The sequence below is a fragment of the Peribacillus frigoritolerans genome (assembly GCF_030676415.1).
In the GTDB taxonomy this organism is placed as follows: domain Bacteria; phylum Bacillota; class Bacilli; order Bacillales; family DSM-1321; genus Peribacillus; species Peribacillus frigoritolerans_A.
In genome coordinates, this window is record NZ_JAUUTW010000013.1 from 108644 (window position 1) to 130873 (window position 22230).

The window sequence follows — 22230 nt, forward strand, 5'->3', positions numbered from 1 at the left end:
GAAATTATTTGAATGAAAATGGTTGACAAATATATCACTGTCGTTTATCTTTAAATCAAGATATTTTTATTAAAAGTATTATGCAGATTAAATACCTTGAATTCGAGATATTATCCAGGATTCATTCATAACCTTTAGGGGAGATTTATTTATAAAGATAGGAGTGGTACGGATGGAATTAAAAGGATTACATCATGTTTCGGCTATTACAGCTAAAGCGGGAAATAACTTTGAATTCTATACAAAAGTCTTAGGGATGCGATTAATCAAAAAAACGGTGAATCAAGATGATGTTCGTGTGTATCACTTATTTTATGGAGATCAAATTGGTTCACCGGGTACGGAATTGACGTTTTTTGAAATTCCCAATGCTGCCCGCACTCATGAGGGAAACAATAGCATTTCAGAAATTTCTTTAAGGGTGAGGGATGATGAAGCACTAGGATATTGGAAAAAACGGTTTGTGGAATTCAATGTTGAACATGATGAAATATCGAGCCGTTTTGAGAGGAAGGTGCTTTCTTTTAAAGATCCTGAAGGGCAGAGGCTTCTTCTGGTTTCCGATCAGGATAATAACGGCGTTCAAGGAGGATTACCGTGGGATGGAAGTCCTGTACCGCAAGAGTTTTCCATCCTTGGATTAGGACCAGTAAAACTTACTGTACCCAATATTGAACAAACAGAAAGCGTTCTTACCGAGGTATTGGGGTTCAGGAAATCAGGCACTTACCCATCCTCAATTAGGGGGCAAAATCCGATTGTCGTATACGAGACAGGTGAGGGTGGAACAGGAGCGGAACTCCATATTGAAGAAAGGAATGACATACCTCGGGAAAGGTTGGGGAGGGGTGGAGTGCACCATGTTGCCTTCCGGGTGGATAATGAGGAAGAATTGAGAAAATGGATAGAGAAAATTAGTGAATCGAAATTCGTGAACTCGGGCTATGTGGACCGCTTTTATTTTCGTTCACTCTATTTTAGGGAGCCGAATGGCATATTATTTGAATTAGCTACTGATGGACCTGGTTTTGCAGTGGACGAAGCAGAGCAGCACCTAGGTGAGAACCTTGCCCTGCCACCATTTTTAGAATCGAAAAGAAAGGATATTGAAGCGAATTTAAAACCACTGAATACAAAATCAACCAATTAATCAACGGGAAAGGAAGTAATCGGCATGCAAAAGCAAAATGCAGGAATACATCATATAACCGCAATTGTAGGCAATCCTCAAGAGAATGTGGATTTTTATGCTGGAGTATTGGGGATGCGTATGGTGAAGAAAACCGTTAATTTTGATGATCCAGGCACCTATCATTTATATTTCGGAGATGAATCAGGTTCACCGGGCTCTATCATCACTTTCTTTCCGTGGCCTGAAGCATACCGAGGGACAATTGGCTCTGGACAAGTGGGGATTACAACATATGCCGTTCCGGAAGGGTCAATGGGCTTCTGGGAAATGCGTTTGGGTAAATTTAACATAGAATTTGAAAAGGTTTCACGTTTCGGTGAGGAATATCTGGAATTTCAAGACCCGCATGGTTTGCAGCTTGAACTGGTTGAGCGTAAAGAAGGTAAAAATAGCGAGTGGTCATTCGGAGGTGTACCAGCTGATAAGGCGGTCAAGGGATTCGGCGGTGCTGTATTATTGACGTCAAAACCGATCAAAACGATGGAACTATTAGTGGAAGTGATGGGCCTGCAAAAGATAGGGGAAGAGGGCGATTTCATCCGCTTCAAATCCACATCGGACATCGGAAATTTGATAGATGTTAAAAAAACGGTTTTGCCACATGGGAAAATCGGAGTGGGAACTGTCCATCACCTTGCATGGCGTGCAAGCGATAATGAAGATCATAAAGAATGGAGGGAGCATATCGGTAACCATGGCTATGGTGTGACCCCCTTTACAGACCGTCAATACTTCGATGCCATTTATTTCAGGGAAGATGGAGGCATACTCTTTGAAGTTGCCACAGATCCACCTGGCTTTGCTCATGATGAAACGAAGGCAACGATGGGTAGTAAATTAATGCTGCCGCCATGGCTGGAAGAAAAAAGGGGAATTATGGAGAAAACGTTACTGCCGGCAGTGCCGAGAGTACTAGAGGAGGATAAATGATGAAGCATATTTTTCAACAAGGAAGTAATTCTGAAGCTCCGTTACTTTTGCTTTTACATGGCACTGGAGGAACGGAAACAGATCTCTTGCCATTATCGGAAATGGTTTCACCGGGTTCATCCGTATTGAGCGTACGGGGAAATGTACTTGAAAACGGAATGCCTCGTTATTTCCGCCGGTTAGCTGAAGGGGTTTTTGATGAAGAAGATTTGATTTTCCGTACGAAGGAGCTTTATGACTTCTTGGAATTAGCGTCCGGAAAATATGACTTCGATCGTGACAGAGTGGTAGCATTAGGTTATTCCAATGGTGCAAATATAGCGGCAAGTTTGCTGTTCCATTTCGAAGGGGCGCTAAAAGGAGCGATTCTTCATCATCCAATGGTGCCTAGACGTGGGATTGCTTTGCCGCCGCTTTCGGATATACCTGTATTTATTGCTGCAGGTAAAAACGATCCGATTTGCCCGGCAGAAGAAACTGATGAACTTAAACGACTTTTACTGCAAGCTGGTGCTACAGTGGATGTTCAGTGGGAAAATTACGGTCATCAGTTAACACGTTCAGAGGTTGAGGCAGCAGGTACATGGTTTCAAAAGAACTTTTTATAAGAATGTGAGGGAATGAAGATGATTTCTGTTAATCCTGAAAGTCTGACTGAAAGGGATAATTATAAGTTTTTGACTGGAAGCATAATACCGAGACCTATAGCCCTGGTTACGACAAAATCCGAAACCGGTACAATCAATATAGCGCCGTTCAGCTTTTTTAACATAGTCAGTTCAAATCCTCCGATGATTTCCATTTCTGTTCAACGGAAAGAAGGAGTTTCAAAGGACACAGCCCGAAATGCAATTCAAACAGGTGAATTCGTTGTTCATATCACTGATGAAAATAATGTTGTTGATGCAAATCGAACGGCCAAGGAACTCCCATCTGACGAAAGTGAATTGGGTCTTACCAATTTTACGCAGGCTGTTAGTGATAAGGTATCCGTACCAGGGTTGCAAGAAGCGAAGGTACGCTTTGAATGTACATTAGAGCATGCGATACCATTGGCAGGTTCCAAGAATAAACCTGGTTGTGATTTATTGATAGGGAAAATTGTCTGCTACCATATAGAGCAAGATATTTACCATAATGGCCGAATTGACCAGAATGGGCTAAAACCTGTAGCAAGATTAGCGGGCCATACTTATACAAAACTAGGGGAATTATTTGAAATAGAACGTCCTTAGGGAATTCATAAAGAAAAATGGCGTCATCTTTTAAGATGTCGTCATTTTTTTAGACTAAAAATTAATTTATCTGCAATTTTAATACGGGAGCGACTGTTCTAAAAACAAGCAGCCATTTCATTTTTATGCCGCAGGCGCCGTGATCGTTAGAATTTAAAAGGAATTCTTTAGAATCCGAAACAAAACTTGACAATTTTTTCATAGACTGATAAAGTTATAAAAAAATAATTTCTTATCCAGAGAGGTGGAGGGACTGGCCCTATGAAACCTCAGCAACAGGTCTACAAAGACACTGTGCTAATTCCAGGGGGTGAAACCTTGATAGATAAGACCGTACGTGTTTATTTGTCAGTAACGCACTCTTTTTTAGAGTGCGTTTTCGTTTTTTTCTGGATGCAAGATTAAGGAGAGTAAGAATGGAGAACAAAAGGAAGCATGATTTTCAAAGGCAAATGCAAGCACGGCATATAATAATGCTATCGCTTGGCGGGGTGATTGGAACTGGTTTATTCTTAAGTTCGGGTTATACGATTCAACAGGCTGGCCCATTTGGCACCATCCTTTCGTATCTGATTGGAGCATTAGTGGTTTATCTAGTCATGCTATGTCTAGGTGAACTGGCAGTACATATGCCCGAGACAGGTGCGTTTCATAGCTACGCAGCCAAATACATCGGACCAGGGACAGGGTATACAGTAGCCTGGTTGTATTGGCTAACCTGGACTGTTGCACTGGGTTCTGAGTTCACGGCTGCAGGTTTGTTGATGCAGCGATGGTTTCCATCAATCAATGTCTGGATTTGGAGTGCTCTATTTGCCATATTGGTCTTGGCATTAAATGCGTGGACCGTTAAGTTTTTCGCTGAATCCGAATTCTGGTTTGCGTCTATAAAGGTAGTTGCTATTGTGATATTTATTATTCTGGGAGCTGCGGCAATGGTAGGTTTTATTCCAATAATTCATTCACAATCAGCTCCGTTACTTTCCAATTTTACAAGTGCAGGTTTATTTCCGAATGGTGCTTTTGCCATTCTAATGACGATGCTCGCGGTGAATTTTGCATTTTCTGGAACTGAATTAATCGGAATTGCAGCTGGAGAAACTGTGAATCCAGAAAAAACGATACCAAAGGCAATCCGTATGACAGTATGGAGATTGATTATATTTTTTGTAGGTACCATCGTTGTATTATCCGCATTATTGCCTATTTCGGATGCAAACGTATTAGAGAGCCCCTTTGTTACAGTTCTCGAACGAATTGGAGTGCCATATGCAGCGGATATTATGAACTTTGTTATATTAACTGCCATATTGTCTGCTGCGAACTCAGGACTATATGCCTCTTCCAGAATGCTTTGGTCACTTGCAGATAAAAAAACTATTTCACCAATATTTGCAAAATTGACAAAACGGGGTGTTCCGATAAATGCAGTCCTTTTCAGTATGTTGGGCGGTGGTTTAGCCCTTTTCTCAAGTATTATTGCACCGGATACTGTATACATAGTGCTTGTATCCATTTCTGGACTAGCCGTGGTTGTAGTTTGGATGAGTATCAGCGCGTCACAGTTTCTATTTCGCAGACGATTTATAAAAGATGGGAATTCAGTAAATGATTTGGCTTATCATGCACCATTATATCCACTCGTACCAATCGTTTCTTTTATGCTATGTCTTGCTTCTTGCATAGGAATTGCATTTGATCCTACACAACGAATTGCACTATATTGTGGCATTCCTTTTATTTTGTTTTGCTATGGAAGTTATTATCTGACACAAACTATAAAGAAAAGAGGAATAGATCATGAAGAATAAAAATAACCCAATTGAAACAATTTTACGAGATCATTCAGTCATGATTTTGGACGGAGCTTTAGCTACAGAGCTTGAAAGGTATGGGTGTGATTTGGATGATCCCCTGTGGTCTGCACGTGTATTGCTTGAAAATCCGGAAGTGATTTATCAGGTTCACTCTGACTACTTTCGTGCTGGCGCTGACTGTGCGATAACGGCAAGCTACCAAGCAACAGTTGAAGGTTTCGCCCTCCGCGGAATACAAGAAAAAGAGGCTTTGGAGCTTATCCGGAAAACGGTTTTACTTGCAAGAAAAGCAAGAGATGAATTTTGGAAGGAAGAATATCAAACGATTAGACCTAGGCCACTGGTTGCTGCATCAGTTGGACCTTATGGGGCATTTCTTGCAGATGGTTCAGAGTATGTAGGGAACTATGGTGTTTCAGATGAAACTTTGGCGGCATTTCATCGCTCACGAATATCAGCTTTGATTGAAGCAGGTGCTGACATTTTAGCATTTGAAACGATTCCTTCCGTGCAAGAAGCAAAAGTATTATATTCATTATTGAAAGATTATCCAGAAGTCTATGCTTGGCTATCCTTTTCGTTGAAAAATGAAAAAGCGATAAGTGACGGTACATTGCTGGAGGAGTGTGCGAAATTGTTTGGGGACAGTGAGCAAATTGCAGCAATTGGCATCAACTGTGCGCCTGTATCAGGTATCACGGAAGCCATAAAGGTGTTGCGTGCAAACACGCATAAACCAATTATTGTTTATCCGAATTCAGGTGAAACATATAATCCAGAAACTAAAACATGGCATGGTCAAGAATCATGTAACAGGCTCGACCTGAAATCTGAAGAATGGCACCATGCAGGGGCATGTTTAATTGGAGGGTGCTGCAGAACGGCACCTCATCATATTGCAGACATTTCAAGTAAGTGGCGACCTTCCGTGGTGACATCCTCCTAGCCCTTTTTCTGTTATCAATCTGTTATAAGGTATGTAAGTAGTGGGGAAACCCTTAAATAAAAAGAACAGGAAGCGTCATGATCTGACGGTTCCTGTTCTTTTTGCGCTCTTTATTCAGGTTCGAGTTATTTGAAGGTTCGAATTCCTAATTAATTCTTGGCGCTCCAGAAATGAGTCGCGTAAAATCGGGTGTGAAGGATCATTCTTGATTGACTCATCTCTTTTTGTCAGTGTTTTAAATTACAGATGAATCCAAACCTGCTGCAAAAACATTAAAAAAAGAAATTAAATTATATTTTTTGTGTGCTTGGGAAAACTAAACAAACAATGATCAGAAAGGAGAGAATGAGTATGAGTCGTGGTAAAAATTTTAATCACAAAGAAAAAGGGCATCCAGGAAATCTACCCAATAATAGAATTAGTGAAGAGAAGGAACACAGCCGTCAGTATGAACAGATCGAGGATATTGTCACACATGAAGCTTTCAAAAATCGGGAAAAAGAAGACGAGATGCCTTGATGACAGTTTTTAAAAAGACCGAGATATTGAGCAATTTTCCTACCTTCAAGGACTGTATAATTCCGCTATCCGAAAATAAAGCACATGAATTAAACGATATACCTTCCTTTTCATGATGCTTCCAAAATTCAGCTTCTTTTTTAGCTTTAAAGATGAGACAGCAGTTTCCATTTATATACGTAGGGAAAACCATGAGCAATGCTATGGTTTTTTCTTTCATACATCCAAAATAAATCAAGAGGGAAAGTCGGAGATTAAACTTAAATAAGCATATATTGAGGCTAGAACTTCCCTTGATGGAAAAGGAAGTAAGGGAAAGAGGTTAACGGAAAAAGAAGATGGATGACCTTTTAATAAGCCGACTTTCTTCTATATAATGAATAAAACTTAAATTTCTGAACAGGGGGGATTATTAGAATTCCCATAGCTACCAAGACCAGTTAGTATGTATAATCTGCATTTTCTCTTGTCGTCCAGAAATAATTACGTGTAGAGTCAAAAATGGTGAACTTAACGATTAATCAGAACCGACTTTTCCTAACTGGTTAAAGCCATGAAATTTTACAGTTTTAAATAAATCAAGCCAGGTACATCGTGAATATTATAAGAACCTGCTGATAAGGTACGGTTCGTTCCCCATATACCAGTCTTAAGCCCAATGTCTGCTATGTTTCATTTTGTTTATCGCGATTTATTTCCACTTCCCGTTTAGCTCTAATAAAAGCGATAAATTGAATCGTTTCCTCTTTAGAAAGAGAGATTCCATCGACAGCTAGCTCCATATTTGGTAAATCCGTTAATTCCATGACTTGAGGTGACTCCGTGGTAATATCCTTAGATGGACAATCCACTCGGCCTAGAATGTAATCAGTGGATGTATCATATAAGCCTGCTAATAATTTAATCGTCTCTAATGAAGGGCGGCGATGGCCCGACTCGTAACCTGCATAGGTACTCTTGGCGATTCCGAGTCTGTCAGCGGTATATTGCAAAGACCACCTTTTGGCTTTCCTTAATGTAGTTAATCTATTTATTATCATTATTATTACTCTCCTTATATATAAATCCATTATAACATCATATTGAAATAAGTGTACGCGTAATGAATAACTTTAGCTTGATTTCACTCTGAAACATGACTATAATAACATGTGGTGTGCGCGTAACATGTACATTTTCAACTAAAATATCCTTTTCTGAGATGATAAGAATAATTGTGAAACAGGAGGCTTTATAGGGGGTAGTATATTGGAGAACTTGAAGTCAAAAATGAAGAAGTTGATGTTGTTTACAACAGGTGGTACAATTGCATCGTTAGAAGGAGAAAATGGACTGGTTCCAGAGATGAAAGCTGACGAAATTTTAGGTCACCTACCGGGATTGGATTTACTATGTCAGATTGATAGTAAGCCTTTGATGAATATTGATAGTACAAATATGCAGCCGGAAGATTGGATAGAAATGGCACAATCCATCCATGAGCACTATCATGATTACGATGGCTTTGTGATTACCCATGGAACAGATACAATGGCTTACACTTCAGCTGCGCTCTCATATATGTTACAAAATTTAGGGAAACCAATTGTCATTACAGGTTCTCAAATCCCAATTGCCTTCAAAAAGACAGATGCCAAAAGAAATATCTCTGATGCGATTCGGTTTGCTTGTGAAGATATTGGAGGAGTATATGTTGTTTTTGATGGTAGAGTCATCCAGGGTACTAGGGCGATTAAATTGAGAACGAAAAGCTATGATTCGTTTGAAAGTATTAACTATCCTTATATTGCTTCCATATTCAAAGATAAAATCGAGTATCTAAAGCCAGTGCATTCACCAAAGAAAAAGGAAGTTAAGTTAGATGCTTCCCTATGTACTGATGTTGCTTTGGTTAAGCTGCATCCCGGGATTAAGCCTGAATTCTTTGATTTTCTGAAAAATCAATGTCAGGGAATCGTAATTGAAAGTTATGGAAGCGGCGGTATTCCATTTCAAGGAAGAAATATTTTAGAGAAATTGAATGAGTTGGTCGAGTGTGGAATATCCGTAGTCATTACTACCCAATGTTTAGAAGAAGGGGAAGATATGGATATTTACGAAGTGGGACGAAAAGTGAACAAGAATGTCATCATTCGTTCAAGGAATATGAATACAGAAGCCATCGTTCCTAAGTTGATGTGGATATTAGCCAAGACACGGGATCCAAAAAAAGTGAAGGAAATGATGGAAACACCGATTGCAGAGGACATTACATTCTAGAACAAACAAAGGGGCAAGAGGAAATGTTGATAGAAGAGAGAACATACCGAATCGAGAAAGACTTTCTTGGGGAAAAGGAAATTCCGGCAGATGTTTATTATGGAATACAAACTCTACGCGCTGTAGAAAATTTTCCGATTACCGGTTACAAAGTCAATGAAGAAATGATTCGTGCACTAGCTATGATTAAAAAAGCAGCCGCTTTAGCAAATATGGATACCAAACGGTTATATGATGGTATTGGAAGCGCTATCGTCAAAGCTTCTGATGAAGTGATCGATGGAAAGTGGCATGAATATTTCATCGTTGACCCAATTCAAGGCGGTGCGGGTACATCGATGAATATGAACATTAATGAAATCGTTGCCAACCGAGCATTAGAACTTATGGGACACAAAAAAGGTGATTATGTACAAGTTAGTCCAAATAGCCATGTTAACATGTCGCAATCAACGAATGACGTATTCCCTACTGCCATTCATTTATCAACCCTACGACTTTTAGAGCAATTGTTACAAACAATGACCAAGATGAGTACGGTTTTAAAGAATAAAGCAAAACAATTTGATCATGTTATCAAAATGGGACGCACACATCTTCAGGACGCAGTGCCAATTCGCCTCGGGCAAGAATTTGAGGCTTACAGTCGCGTGTTGGAACGTGATATAAAACGAATCAGTCAATCACGTCAACATTTATATGAAGTGAATATGGGAGCAACAGCAGTGGGAACGGGATTGAACGCAGATCCGCGTTACATTGAAAATGTTGTTACATATTTAGCTGAAATCAGTAACTTGCCGCTTGTTGGAGCAGAACATTTAGTAGATGCAACTCAAAATACGGATGCATATACTGAAGTGTCAGCTTCATTGAAAGTATGTATGATGAATATGTCTAAAATTGCTAATGATTTACGTTTGATGGCTTCAGGACCAAGAGCGGGGTTAGGAGAAATCACACTTCCAGCTCGTCAACCAGGTTCATCCATCATGCCAGGAAAAGTAAATCCAGTAATGCCAGAATTAATTAATCAAGTCGCTTTCCAAGTGATCGGGAACGATAATACGATTTGCTTAGCATCAGAAGCAGGGCAACTGGAGTTGAACGTAATGGAGCCAGTGCTTGTATTCAATTTATTGCAATCAATTAGCATTATGAATAATGCTTTCAATGTCTTTACTGATTATTGTTTAGAAGGCATTGAAGCAAATGAGCAACATTTAAAAGATTATGTCGAACAAAGTGTTGGAGTAATTACAGCAGTCAATCCGCACCTTGGATATGAAGTGGTTTCACGTATTGCGCGTGAAGCGATATTAAAAGGCAAATCAGTTCGCGAACTTTGTTTACAATATGATGTGTTGACAGAAGAAGAATTGGATCTGATTCTAAATCCTTATGAGATGACAAAGCCCGGTATAGCGGGAGCTTCTCTTTTTGATAGGCAATAACCAGTATATTAGTAGAAAACATTAATCTATATGATTTTTGATATAATGACTATGCCTTTAGGACCGTTGGTATAAAGGCATAGTCATTAATTATATACATTCCAATATGAAATGTTACGCAAACGTCCGTCAACTGCTTGTGGGAATAAATAACTGAATATTCAGTTATTTTTACTATTCATAGAAAACCCCTCCCCCTTAGAATATATCTAGGGGAGGGGGAAGCTTGAGTCAATAATATGCCTGTATTAGCCCTTTACTACTTCCTGTCCACGAACATTCCATGTAAATGCAAATACCACTACTGCCAGAACACAAGAAATCGTTATTAATGTAAAACCTGCATTCCAGCCTGCAAAGTCAACTACATATCCCATAATGGCATTAGCCGCTACAGATCCACCTAAATATCCAAATAAGCCAGTCAGTCCTGCTGCAGTGCCTGCAGCTTTTTTAGGAACTAAATCCAGTGCTTGCAGACCTATTAACATTACAGGTCCATAAATTAAGAATCCAATCGCAATTAGGGAAATAATATCAATCATTGGATTGCCTGCAGGGTTAAACCAGTAAACAAGGACTGCGATTAATACTCCTAGCATAAAGACAACCCCCGCCGGTCCCCGGCGTCCTTTAAAAACTTTATCCGAGATATAACCGCATAATAAGGTTCCCGGAATGCCTGCCCATTCGTATAAGAAATAAGCCGTACTGGACTCGTCCATGTTGAAGCCTTTTTCTTCGCTTAAATAGGTTGGTGCCCAATCAAGTACCCCATAACGTACGAAATAAACAAAGATGTTTGCAATCGCAATCGCCCAGACCCATTTGTTATTTAATACATATTTAAATAGTATCTCTTTCGTTGTCAATTCTGTTTCAAACGTTTTTTTCATTTTATTTGGAAAATCATTACGATACTCTTCAATAGGTGGTAATCCAACTGATTGAGGTGTATCACGTATTAAGATAAATGAAATGATTGCTATTAATATGGCAACTAGAGCAGGTAGTATAAAAATTCCTTCATAACCTGCATATGAAGAACCCATTAATGTTGTAAAGATGGAGACACCTGCAATTGCCAATGGTGCCATTAAGCCACCACCCACGTTGTGGGCAACGTTCCATATTGCCGTTTTCCCTCCTCTTTCACTCACACTGAACCAGTGAACAAGTACTCTTCCTGATGGAGGCCAGCCCATCCCTTGAAACCATCCATTAATGAATAACATGATAAACATAATGGTAACCGATGATGTGAAAAATGGAACAAGACCCATAAGTAAGCTGACGATTCCAGCAAGTATCAAACCTACTGGCAAGAAATACCTGGCATTGCTTCGGTCTGATACAGTTCCCATTACAAACTTACTTATCCCATATGAAATCGAAATGGCTGATAATGCAAGACCTAGCTCTCCAGTTGTAAAGCCTTCTTCCTTTAAATATGGCATCGCCATGGTAAAGTTTTTACGAATTAAATAATACGCAGCATAACCAATGAAGATACCGATGAAAACTTGTAATCTGAGTTTCTTATATTCAGAATCTATTTTTCCTTCAGGTAATCTTTCAACTGGTAGAGCTGGCTTAAATAATTTGAGCATCCAATTCCTCCTTAATAAGATATTTTTGAACGTAATATAAGTAAAGTACTGATGATGACACATAAAAAAAACTCATACCAAAATAGCAACCTTTTTGTTTAAAAGGTCCTATTAAAGCATGAGTCTCCAAATCTCCACCATCGTTAACTTGTAATAATTATACTATCTTCATAAGAAAACGCTGTCAACATTTTTTTTTGCCCATTCGGACAAAGAAGGCACCAGTGACGTCAAGTTAACTGACTAAGTCCTTTTAGGGCCAGTTTTATATCGGGATAAATATATAAATAAAATGTGGCTCACATGAAATGGCTTAATCGGTTTTAATATTTCATTAAAGGGTTTTTTCTGAACGAATGGTATGTGTCCAAAGTTCCAATGAATATTAATAGTAAAGGTAAAACCAAATGGAAAGACCTACGCAATTTTTCAAAAATAATGTAATTAGTCATTTCCAGGTGGAAAGGGAGGATAACTTTGGAACAAGTGAAACGTTTTACCCGAAGAGTTACATTTCTAATGCTCGCATTTCTCATGTTTAGTGGGCAGGCTGCTTTTGCTTCATCAGATTCCTCATCATCACAATCCACGCCAGACCTTTTGATTCGGCAGATCATGGGTTTAGCCTATGAATCCCAGCAAACCATTAACAGTGGCCCATTTTCTGTAGGTGATTCGTTGAAGAAAGTGGAAAAAGCCTGGGGTGCACCGGAAGATTTGAGTACCGTTGCGGCCAATTATTGGTCCCATAATGTCCGATTCCTCTATGACGGATCAACAGGTAGAAAGACGATTACCGCCATTGATGAGTTTGATCCGCAATTGCAAACCATTCATTTATCCATGTTGAAGGAATTGATTGGTGAACCTGTAAGTGAAGTGGAGCAAGAAGGGATGTACTATGTCACCTATACCGATTACGCAAATTATAAAGTGGTCTTCGTGTTTGAAAGCGCCTGGATTAACCCAGATCCAAGATTGAATATGTATACGGTTGAATTTGCACCAGATTAATAAGTTATTCTGATCCTGAACCTACTTTAATTGTAGAAAATGAAGAAACAGAAAAAGATACGGAAGAATAATCTTTTCATAAAAAAAAGACCCAGCAATTAAGCTGGGTCTGAGTTTGTAGACCAAAGGGGTTCCATCTGAATTTTAAGCAAAGTTGATTGGAATGGAGGGTACGAGACTCCTGCGGGAAAAGCGCGTCCAAGGGAGACCCCACAGGCGCCAAGAGTGCCGAGGAGGCTCCCGGGACCGCCCGCGGAAAACGAGTGCCTGGAGTGGAAAACAACACTTATATTTTACACTCCCTCAAAAAAATGTAGGCATTCTAGAGTTTGTCTTAAGTCTGAGGCCCAGCAATAAAAAAGGATCGTCCCTTTATTGCAGAGGGGCGATTCTATGCTATTCAATGGGAGAATTTTGTTTCAAGAATCTAATCTTCCCGTTCTATTCAATATTGTTCAGCCATACATTAAAAAGATGTAAGTAGAATGATTAAGGGGGAACTGCTTTGTCAGAAGGTGTGCATAGTATCATTTTGCCTGTTTCAATAAAAACGGTATGGGGATTTGTAAGTAGCATAGATCGTTGGGCGCCTCTTGTCCCAGGATATATCAATCATGAGATGATAAATGAGGGGACACTCATTTGGGAGTTTAAAAGCGATTTGGGATTAATGAAGAAGAAAATTAAACTTGAAGTGAATATATTGGAATGGATTGAACCCGATAAGGTAACATTTAAACTTAAAGGATTAAACGAAAAATTTGATGGCCATGGCTATTTTTTAGCAGAACAGTACGGAATTGGTCAGACTAAAATGACTGGCTGCCTGGCGATTACGGCAAAAGGAGCCAAAGCCCCTATCGTCAATGCTTTGTTAAAAACGTACGTTCCCCAAATGACGATCGAGTTTTCTGAGGCAGTTGCACAAAGTCTCCTTGTACAAAAATAGAAATTACATATTCGAGCTATCATTATTGGATATTGGCACTTGACAATTATACCTAAGTGGTATGTATTATAAATTGTAAGATTTTTATCAAGCCTTCATTTCAACTGAAAAGGTTTTATGATGGATGTCTGGATAGGATTCATAAGTAATAGGCAGGGTAGGAGGCCTCACATGGAATATGATAAGCAGGTTAAAAATAGAGTGAAGCGAATTGAAGGACAGCTTCGTGGGATATTGAAAATGATGGAGGAAAACAAAGATTGCAGAGAAGTAGTAACGCAGTTATCTGCCACTAGATCTGCAATCGATAGGACAATTGGGGTAATAGTAAGTTCCAATCTTGTAGAATGCGTCCGGGAGGCTAATGAATCGGGAGAAAAGAATCCCGAAGAGCTAGTGAAGGAAGCTGTGAATTTATTAGTGAAAAGCCGGTAAGCTATTATAATTATTGTTGAATTGGAATTTTTAAGACAATGATTATAAGACAACCTGACCAATCAGAGAAATTTTAGTGTCCGGGGTGGGTGGATTTTTTTAAAATGGGCCTCTACAGGAAGAGGTCCATTTTTGTGAATTCTCTGTCTTCATTTCTGATAAGCAAATCCTTTGATATAAAGAATTTGCATGGTATCCTTAAAGGGATAAAAATTGAGTGAGGGTATGCTATGGAATTTACGCATGTTACATCGGTTTTGCTCGGCCTCGTCATCATTCTAAATATTTTATTTGCCACGGTTGTCATATTTTTTGAAAGAAGGGAAGCGAGCACGACCTGGGCTTGGTTATTGGTGTTATATTTTCTGCCTGTAGCCGGTTTTATTTTATATCTCCTTTTTGGAACGAGTTTAAGACACGCCCACTTATTCCAATGGGAGGACAAGAAGAAAATCGGGATTGAAGAAATCCTTGATAAACAGATGGAAGAGCTTTCAACGAATCATTTTCCTTTTCGAAATGCTTCTTCAAGTAATTACCGTGATTTGATTTATATGCATCTCCGGAACAATGATGCCGTGCTTACTGAAGATAATCAAGTCGATATTTTTACGGAAGGAAAAAATAAGTTTGACCAGCTTTTTAAAGATATTGAAGCGGCCGAAAACCATATACATATACAATACTATATCATTCAAAGGGACGGCCTGGGTAAACGATTCATTGAAGCTTTGACTATAAAAGCGAATGAAGGCGTCAAAGTTCGGCTGCTTTATGACGAGCTGGGTTCTAGAGGGATGACTAAACGTTTCTTCAGGGAATTTAGGCAGGCTGGAGGAAGAGTGGAGGCATTCTTTCCATCCAAATTAAAATTTATAAATTTAAGGCTGAATTTCCGTAACCATCGAAAGCTCGTCATCATAGATGGGAAAATAGGGTATGTTGGAGGCTTTAATGTTGGAGATGAGTATTTAGGGCTTAATCCAAAATTCGGTTTTTGGCGTGATACACACCTTCGAATAAAGGGGGCGGCTGTCAAAGCCATTCAAACCCGATTCATCCTGGATTGGAATCAGGCATCAAAGCACCATGATATAACTTATCAGCCTCATTATTTCCCTATTGTAAAACCTCAAGGCAATATAGATTTGCAAATAGTGACAAGTGGGCCGGATTCTGAATGGGAACAAATTAAAAATGGCTATATTAAATTAATTTCTTCAGCAAAGAAATCGATTCTCATTCAAACACCTTACTTCATACCGGATGCAAGTTTATTGGATGCACTAAGGATTGCCAGCTTATCAGGATTAGATGTCAAAATCATGATTCCGAATAAACCTGATCACCTTTTCGTTTATTGGGCAACAACTTTCAATGCAGGGCAGTTATTAAGGGCGGGAGCTAAAATATTCATCTATGATAACGGCTTTATACATGCGAAGATGATCGTGGTGGACGAAGAGGTCTCCTCGGTGGGAACAGCTAACATTGATGTCCGAAGTTTTAAATTGAACTTTGAAGTCAATGCCTTCATTTATGATGAAGGAATGGCCGAAACATTGACAAGGATTTTTTATAAGGATGTCCAAGTTTGCAGGCAGCTTACAATTGAAGAGTTTGAAAAGCGTTCAAAATGGATTCGTTTTAAAGAGTCCATTGCAAGGCTGGTATCACCCATTTTATAATTTTAAAAGTAAGCGGATCATTATTATTTGGACCGCACAGACTGTAGGCAAATTCGTAGAAAGCGAGTTTGACTGCAGTTTTTTTCTTTGAAAATGGTTCCAGTTGATTACAGAAATCCGCTCCCTTTCCGCCGCTGTCTGCCAAGCTCCCTCGCCGCAAGCGGCTGTGGGGTCTCGGCTAGCCAGTTATTCGACAGGAGTGTCGGAAATTTCTTCAATCAAATGTTGGTTTCATAAAACAGTGAAAAATCATAAAGTTTAACCTAGTCTTTTTTATAATCATGGTCCGGGGTGAGGCCATTCCGAACTCCGTTTTGGTACAATAGTTTATATCCATAAAAGGGGGAAATGCCGTGAAAACGTTTATAATCACAGGAGCTTCAAAAGGTTTAGGTGCTGCCATCGCCAAAGGATGTTTGCAGAGGAGTGACCATTGCATTTTAGTTTCCCGTACAGCCCATCCTGAAATGCAGCGGATGGCTGACCGATCCGGGACGAAACTTACATTTATTTCGATGGACTTGAATGAAACTGCAAAGTTACCTTCCTTAGTCAATGAGATTCTTGCTACTGTCGATGAAACAAGTGACGTTTATTTCATTAATAATGCAGGTGTCATTGAACCGATAAAGCCGGTAGGAAACCTTGGTATAGTAAATTTGGAAACAAGCATGAGGGTGAATTTCATGGCACCCATCGTATTGGCTGATGAATTCGTTAAACAGACAAAGGACTGGAACAGAAAGAAAGTAATGGTCAACATATCTTCAGGAGCAGCAAAAAACCCTTATCATGGCTGGTCAGCCTATTGCAGTACTAAGGCGGGGCTAGAAATGTTCACACGGGTTGCAGGGTTGGAACAGGATAAAACGTCTTACCCTACGTCTCTCCTATCTTTTTCATCAGGTGTAATGGATACGGAGATGCAAGGGACAATCCGGTCAGCAGACGAACGGGACTTTTCCGATCGAGACAAATTTCATGAATATAAAGAGAAGGGCATGTTAAGAAGCCCCGAATTTGTGGCAGATAAACTTTTGCAGCTTCTTGAAGCGGAAGATTTGGAGAATGGGAAGTTCTACGATATTAAGAATTTACTTTGATGTATAGGAGTATGTGAAACGAAAAATCAACTGATGGCTTATAACGTGGGTTGTCCCTTTGGACAGCCTCTTTTTTTAGTGATCCTTTATTCCATTTAATATAACGTCTAAAAAACCAGGATATCATCATTAGGAAATGTGATAATTCGTTCTATCCAATTACCTGAATAACATAAACTTTTTGGAGGGAGTTTGGAGGGTTTTGAATGACGATCATTATTGTGAAAAAAGGTGACAGCCTTTGGGAAATTGCCACGAAAAATAAAGTTGACCCATCGAGGATAATTGAAGTCAACGGATTGGAATCAACAACTTTGGTTCCTGGCCTGGCATTGTATATACCTAATGGAAAAGCGGTGAATCGAAGGTATCTAATTAAAAGTCAGGATACCCTTACTAGAATCGGCAGTCGTTTTGGAACCAGTGCAGCGGTAATCAAGGAGGCAAACCCAGGAATCGTTGAAAACTCGTTAAAAGTCGGTACGGAAATTTTGATTCCATCTCCTTATAAAAATCAATTGATTACGCTGGGTTTTGCCTTCCCGACTTCAGGTGGAGTAGTATTTGAAACTCTTGAGCAGAATGGTGATAAATTATCCTATTTAGCCATTGTGGCTTATTCGTTTACAAGGGAAGGAAATGCATATATAGATGGTGATGATCTTCCCCTTATCGCGAAATGCGAGCAAACAGGTGTGACGCCCCTACTGATGATCAGGAACTTTCAAGATGGTGATTTTGATGCTGATTTGGCTGGTGATGTCCTTGCTAGTTCAGTATACAGAGCGAATTTAATCAATAGTATGCTAAATTTCGTTAGGGAGAAAGGCTATGGGGGTGTCAGTATGGACATCGAATTCATCCCACCTGCCAGGCGTTCGGATTATGTGCTTTTTTTAAAAGAATTAAAGGAGGGGTTGAACGAACTGATCCTGCATGTGAACGTACATGCAAAAACAGCGGATAATCCTGATAATCGAATTGTAGGCGGGCATGATTATCGGGGGATCGGAGAGGCAGCCGACCTTGTTGCCGTGATGACCATTGACTATGGGTATCCAACTGGACCGCCTGAACCCATTTCCCCGCTTTGGTGGGTGGGCGAGGTTCTTCGTTATGCTTTGTCGAATATACCCGAGTATAAACTGCAGTCGGCATTTCCTATGTATGGATACGATTGGATAGTACCAAGCCACGAGACGAAAGCTTTATCAGCTCAAAATGCCCAAAATCTTGCCATTGCAACTGGCGCTGAAATAACTTTTGACACCTCAGCGGCTTCACCTAACTATTCTTATCGAAGAGAGAATTCAAATCATGTCGTTTGGTTTGAAGATATTCGATCGATAAGCGCAAAATATGAAATGATTGATGCATATGAACTGATAGGTGCAACTTATTGGCAGATTGGTTTGGAATTCCCGCAGAATTGGGAGTTTATAGATAAGAATATCTTGATTATCAAATAGAATGAATGGGTGCAGGCAATGAAAAGAAGTGTGATATATTTTTTTCTCTTGTTTGGTTGTGCAACTTTTATCAAGGCCAAGCCAAATACACCCAGCAAGATTTTAAAGAGAGACAATATTGTTCGACGAGCCTTGGATCCATAAAAAGGAGCCATGAAAAAACAAGGCTCCTTTTTTATGGTGAAACGAAAGAAATGCATCATCTAGGAATATTAGATGACTGACTTGACAGTGATTGATCACATTTTTTCCCTTGTAAGTCCTTCCTTTTAAAAGTTGCATAAAGAAAGGCAAGGAATATCAGGGTGGAAGAAAATTGGGAAGTTGTTTTGACACTGTATGTTTCCGTTATATAGCCTAATAGTAAGACGGAGCCGGCAAATGTAAGATTGATAACCGCTCCCCAAACGGCATAAATTTTTGCAAGAGTCTTTTCCGAAGCATGGTCTTGGAATAGCTTGGTGTAGATCACTTCCCGGATTTGTTCTGGGAGACCAAACAGGCATGCCAGCAGTAAAGCCAAAGCTGGAATACTGGTAGTTCCAAAAAGCAGGATCAGCAGTGAATTGAGAAATAGCCCGAAAGTGATGAAGAATCCAATATATTTTTCTAGTAATTTGGCAAAACGGATGACGATCAATCCACTGAAAATCATGCCGACAAAGTAGCTTGTGTTAATATATCCCCACCACTCCTCCCCCATTTGCAGGTTCTGTTCTACATATATATAGATAACGGCAGCCACCCACACGCTTGAAGCTAAAGTAGTTATAAAATCAATGGAAATGAGTGTACGGATAGTTGGGATTTGGCGAATCGCAACCCATCCGGATTTAATAGAACTCCAGTTTGACGGAGCAACAGAGTCCGTCGTTTGTTCTGAGACTTCGATTCTCATTGTATAGATCGTTGAAACGGCAAAAAGCATGACTGTAAGCCAAATAATGAAACGGCTGTTGGTACTTATCAATAAGAGTGAACCTAGTGGCCATCCTGCTACAAAGATGGTCTGGGTGATCACATTCAAGAAACCATTCGCTTTCATCCGTTCTTCTTTTGGAACTAATTGAGGAACCAAAGCTGCGCTGACCGGGGCAGCGACTCCATCCAATAATGAAATCAAGGCAATGAAGAAAACGACGGCAACAGAAAAAACATGATTGAAACTTATTATATAGATTCCTAGGCAAACGAGTAAGATAGTTTTGCACCATTGAGATTGCACAAGGATTCTTTTTAAAGGAAACCTGTCGATGACAAGGGGGGCAAGTAAACTGCTGATAAAACGAAAAATCGTTGTAGTGAACGGAAGCAAACTCAAATAAAAGGCAGATCCCGTCAAGGTATATAATAGTGAAATCAACCCGACTACATAAAATATATCCCCTAGATTTACAAACGCCTGACCGATCCAAAGGCATCGAAACGATGTGTTTTTCATGAATACCATCCTTTTACGAAAATGAAGTTCATGGATATTTAGAATGGATATTTTTTACACTGGATTCACTCCTTAATTTAATAGATTGCATGAGCCGGGTTGGGTTTCTTTATATGGATTATTTTACCATAATGGGGCTGAAATGCTTGCTGAATATTTAATATGGAATTATACTCCTTAATATATGTAAAAAAGGAGAAAAATTTGATGATTCGACGTTTTGCTTCATATTACCTGCCGCATAAGCGGTTATTCATTATTGATTTCTTCAGTGCAGTGGTCGTGGCTGTACTTGAACTTGCCTTTCCGCTAGCTGTTCAGTGGTTTATAGATACACTGCTGCCTGGCGACGATTGGTCTGCAATTGTTTCGGTAAGTGCCGGTTTGTTCCTTCTTTATATCATTAGTACCTTCTTACAGTTCATCGTAGGGTATTGGGGTCACAAATTGGGTATCAATATCGAGACTGATATGCGTGAGGAATTATTTGAGCATGTGCAAAAACAATCTTTTCGTTTTTTTGATAACACGAAAACTGGCCATATCATGAGCCGCATAACCAATGATCTGTTCGATATTGGTGAACTTGCTCACCATGGTCCCGAAGATTTATTCATTGCCTTCATGACTTTTATAGGTGCATTTTGGATTATGTTGACAATCAATGTGAAACTGGCACTCATATCGGTTTGTATTTTACCGTTCCTCGTTTTATTAATTGTCATAAGTAATTTAAAGATGAATAAAGCATGGAAGAAAATGTATACAGAGGTTGCAGATGTAAATGCCCGTGTGGAAGATAGCGTCTCAGGAGTGAGGGTTGTCCAATCCTTTACAAATGAAACATATGAAATGAAAAGATTTTCTACTAATAATCGCAGATTCCGTAAAGCGAAACTTCTTGGATATAAGGTAATGTCCTTTAGCTTATCAGGCATTTACATGATGACGAGGTTTATGACCCTTGCCGTGTTGGTGATGGGAGCTTGGCTAACTTTTCATGGACAGCTATCTTATGGTGAACTGGTTGCATTCGTCTTATACGTTAACGTATTATTTAAGCCGATCGACAAAATCAGTGCGTTGATGGAACTCTATCCAAAAGGGATGGCCGGCTTTAAGCGTTTTACGGAACTTCTGGATGTCGTGCCTGATGTCGTGGATAAAAAGGATGCAATAGCGGTAACCACCCTTTTAGGTGATATTTCCTTTAAAGACGTTTCTTTTAACTATGAAGACAAAAAGCCGGTTTTAAAAGGTATTGATCTAACAGTTAAAGCGGGTGAAACCATCGCTTTTGTCGGGCCATCTGGAGCTGGGAAAACGACCATATGTTCATTGATCCCACGTTTTTATGATGTTAATGCCGGTTCAATTTCCATTGATGGAATTGATATTCGTGAGATGACAAAAAAGTCATTGCGCTCACAAATTGGCATAGTCCAGCAAGACGTGTTTCTTTTCACAGGAACAGTAAAAGAGAACATTGCTTACGGAATGCTTGATGCATCGGATGAACAAATTCAAGAAGCCGCAAGGAAAGCCCATTTAGAGACTTTCATTGAAGGACTTCCAGAGGGCTATGAGACTCAAATAGGTGAACGGGGCTTGAAATTATCGGGTGGACAGAAACAACGAATTGCAATAGCAAGGATGTTTTTGAAGAATCCGCCAATATTAATCCTCGATGAGGCAACCTCTGCACTCGATACCGAGACGGAAAGAATAATTCAGCAGGCTCTTACTGAACTAGCTGAAAACAGAACGACGTTAATCATCGCACACCGATTGGCAACCATTCGAAACGCTGACAAGATCGTGGTTGTTACGGAAGAAGGAATTGCTGAAGAGGGCGGTCACGATGCCCTACTTAAACAGGGGGGCATTTTTGCCAATCTGCATCAATTACAATTCCAAAAATGATAAAAAGCTATATGTCCTCACAAGACATATAGCTTCAGACTGTAGACAAACTCGATGAAAATCGAGTTTGTCTACAGTTTTTTTTGGCTTGTACAAATTTGGACGTTGATTTCCACTTTAGGCACTCGCTTTTCGCGGGCGGTCCGGGAGCCTCCTCGGCGCACTTGCGCCTGTGGGGTCTCCCTTGGACTCGCTATTCCCGCAGAAGTCTCGCACCTTCCGTTCCAATCAACTATGTTTAAAAAT

The 22230-nt window shown here is 39.7% G+C and carries 19 protein-coding genes and 1 riboswitch; of the genes, 16 read left to right on the top strand and 3 right to left on the bottom strand.

Features of this window, described 5'->3' with window-relative positions; translation table 11 throughout:
• Positions 1 to 172 precede the first annotated feature (172 nt).
• From Q8G36_RS14145 to Q8G36_RS14175, 7 genes are all read left to right on the top strand, one after another.
• Entirely contained in the window at positions 173 to 1150 is a 978-nt protein-coding gene (locus Q8G36_RS14145) for a ring-cleaving dioxygenase (protein WP_305160450.1), read from the top strand.
• A gap of 24 nt (positions 1151 to 1174) precedes the next feature.
• Positions 1175 to 2122: a ring-cleaving dioxygenase gene (locus Q8G36_RS14150; RefSeq protein WP_305160449.1), complete on the top strand. Its 948-nt coding sequence runs from the start codon at positions 1175 to 1177 to the stop codon at positions 2120 to 2122.
• Positions 2122 to 2730 (top strand): alpha/beta hydrolase, encoded by a 609-nt coding sequence (locus Q8G36_RS14155; protein WP_305160448.1) that lies wholly within the window; start codon positions 2122 to 2124, stop codon positions 2728 to 2730. Before Q8G36_RS14150 ends, Q8G36_RS14155 begins: the two co-directional genes overlap by 1 nt.
• Before the next feature lie 18 nt (positions 2731 to 2748).
• The gene (locus Q8G36_RS14160; protein WP_305160567.1) at positions 2749 to 3357 is read left to right on the top strand and encodes a flavin reductase family protein; all 609 of its coding nucleotides are present in this window, start codon (positions 2749 to 2751) and stop codon (positions 3355 to 3357) included.
• Positions 3358 to 3586: 229 nt separating this feature from the next.
• Positions 3587 to 3689, top strand: a riboswitch (SAM riboswitch).
• An 84-nt stretch (positions 3690 to 3773) separates the two neighbouring features.
• Positions 3774 to 5168, top strand: coding sequence for an S-methylmethionine permease (gene mmuP / locus Q8G36_RS14165; RefSeq protein ID WP_305160447.1), 1395 nt, complete (start codon positions 3774 to 3776; stop codon positions 5166 to 5168).
• Positions 5158 to 6120 (top strand): homocysteine S-methyltransferase, encoded by a 963-nt coding sequence (mmuM, locus tag Q8G36_RS14170; protein WP_305160446.1) that lies wholly within the window; start codon positions 5158 to 5160, stop codon positions 6118 to 6120. Before mmuP ends, mmuM begins: the two co-directional genes overlap by 11 nt.
• A gap of 351 nt (positions 6121 to 6471) precedes the next feature.
• Entirely contained in the window at positions 6472 to 6639 is a 168-nt protein-coding gene (locus Q8G36_RS14175) for a hypothetical protein (protein WP_162878727.1), read from the top strand.
• A gap of 665 nt (positions 6640 to 7304) precedes the next feature.
• Here the strand turns inward: Q8G36_RS14175 and Q8G36_RS14180 are convergent.
• Positions 7305 to 7679, bottom strand: a complete 375-nt coding sequence (locus tag Q8G36_RS14180) for a helix-turn-helix domain-containing protein (RefSeq protein WP_305160445.1) — start codon at positions 7677 to 7679, stop codon at positions 7305 to 7307.
• Positions 7680 to 7908: 229 nt separating this feature from the next.
• Between Q8G36_RS14180 and Q8G36_RS14185 the strand changes: the two genes are divergently transcribed.
• Both Q8G36_RS14185 and aspA read left to right on the top strand, forming a co-directional pair.
• On the top strand, positions 7909 to 8898 hold the full coding sequence (locus tag Q8G36_RS14185) for an asparaginase (protein WP_305160566.1): 990 nt from the start codon (positions 7909 to 7911) through the stop codon (positions 8896 to 8898).
• Positions 8899 to 8921: 23 nt separating this feature from the next.
• Positions 8922 to 10352 carry an aspartate ammonia-lyase gene (aspA, locus tag Q8G36_RS14190; protein WP_305160444.1) on the top strand — a complete coding sequence of 477 codons (1431 nt, stop codon included), beginning with the start codon at positions 8922 to 8924 and terminating at the stop codon, positions 10350 to 10352.
• A gap of 248 nt (positions 10353 to 10600) precedes the next feature.
• On the opposite strand, the gene glpT is transcribed toward aspA, so the two are convergent.
• On the bottom strand, positions 10601 to 11962 hold the full coding sequence (gene glpT, locus Q8G36_RS14195; RefSeq protein WP_305160443.1) for a glycerol-3-phosphate transporter: 1362 nt from the start codon (positions 11960 to 11962) through the stop codon (positions 10601 to 10603).
• 486 nt (positions 11963 to 12448) lie between these two features.
• Here glpT and Q8G36_RS14200 point away from each other — a divergent pair, with 486 nt between their 5' ends.
• The 6 genes from Q8G36_RS14200 (at position 12449) to Q8G36_RS14225 (ending at position 18620) form a co-directional block, all read left to right on the top strand.
• A complete protein-coding gene (locus Q8G36_RS14200; RefSeq protein ID WP_305160565.1) occupies positions 12449 to 12976 on the top strand; it encodes a DUF4309 domain-containing protein in 528 nt (175 codons plus the stop codon).
• Between the two features lie 505 nt (positions 12977 to 13481).
• Complete coding sequence (locus Q8G36_RS14205; RefSeq protein WP_305160442.1) at positions 13482 to 13925, top strand: CoxG family protein; 444 nt, start codon at positions 13482 to 13484, stop codon at positions 13923 to 13925.
• Positions 13926 to 14096: 171 nt separating this feature from the next.
• Positions 14097 to 14360, top strand: a complete 264-nt coding sequence (locus Q8G36_RS14210; RefSeq protein ID WP_305160441.1) for a metal-sensitive transcriptional regulator — start codon at positions 14097 to 14099, stop codon at positions 14358 to 14360.
• 230 nt (positions 14361 to 14590) lie between these two features.
• Positions 14591 to 16048 (top strand): cardiolipin synthase, encoded by a 1458-nt coding sequence (cls, locus tag Q8G36_RS14215; RefSeq protein ID WP_305160440.1) that lies wholly within the window; start codon positions 14591 to 14593, stop codon positions 16046 to 16048.
• Between the two features lie 353 nt (positions 16049 to 16401).
• Entirely contained in the window at positions 16402 to 17151 is a 750-nt protein-coding gene (locus Q8G36_RS14220) for a (S)-benzoin forming benzil reductase (protein WP_305160439.1), read from the top strand.
• Between the two features lie 206 nt (positions 17152 to 17357).
• Positions 17358 to 18620, top strand: a complete 1263-nt coding sequence (locus Q8G36_RS14225) for a glycosyl hydrolase family 18 protein (RefSeq protein ID WP_305160438.1) — start codon at positions 17358 to 17360, stop codon at positions 18618 to 18620.
• Positions 18621 to 18819: 199 nt separating this feature from the next.
• On the opposite strand, the gene Q8G36_RS14230 is transcribed toward Q8G36_RS14225, so the two are convergent.
• Positions 18820 to 20061: an MFS transporter gene (locus Q8G36_RS14230; RefSeq protein ID WP_305160437.1), complete on the bottom strand. Its 1242-nt coding sequence runs from the start codon at positions 20059 to 20061 to the stop codon at positions 18820 to 18822.
• A gap of 207 nt (positions 20062 to 20268) precedes the next feature.
• On the opposite strand from Q8G36_RS14230, the gene Q8G36_RS14235 reads away from it, so the two are divergent.
• Positions 20269 to 21984 (top strand): ABC transporter ATP-binding protein, encoded by a 1716-nt coding sequence (locus tag Q8G36_RS14235; protein WP_305160436.1) that lies wholly within the window; start codon positions 20269 to 20271, stop codon positions 21982 to 21984.
• The last annotated feature ends 246 nt before the right edge of the window (positions 21985 to 22230 follow it).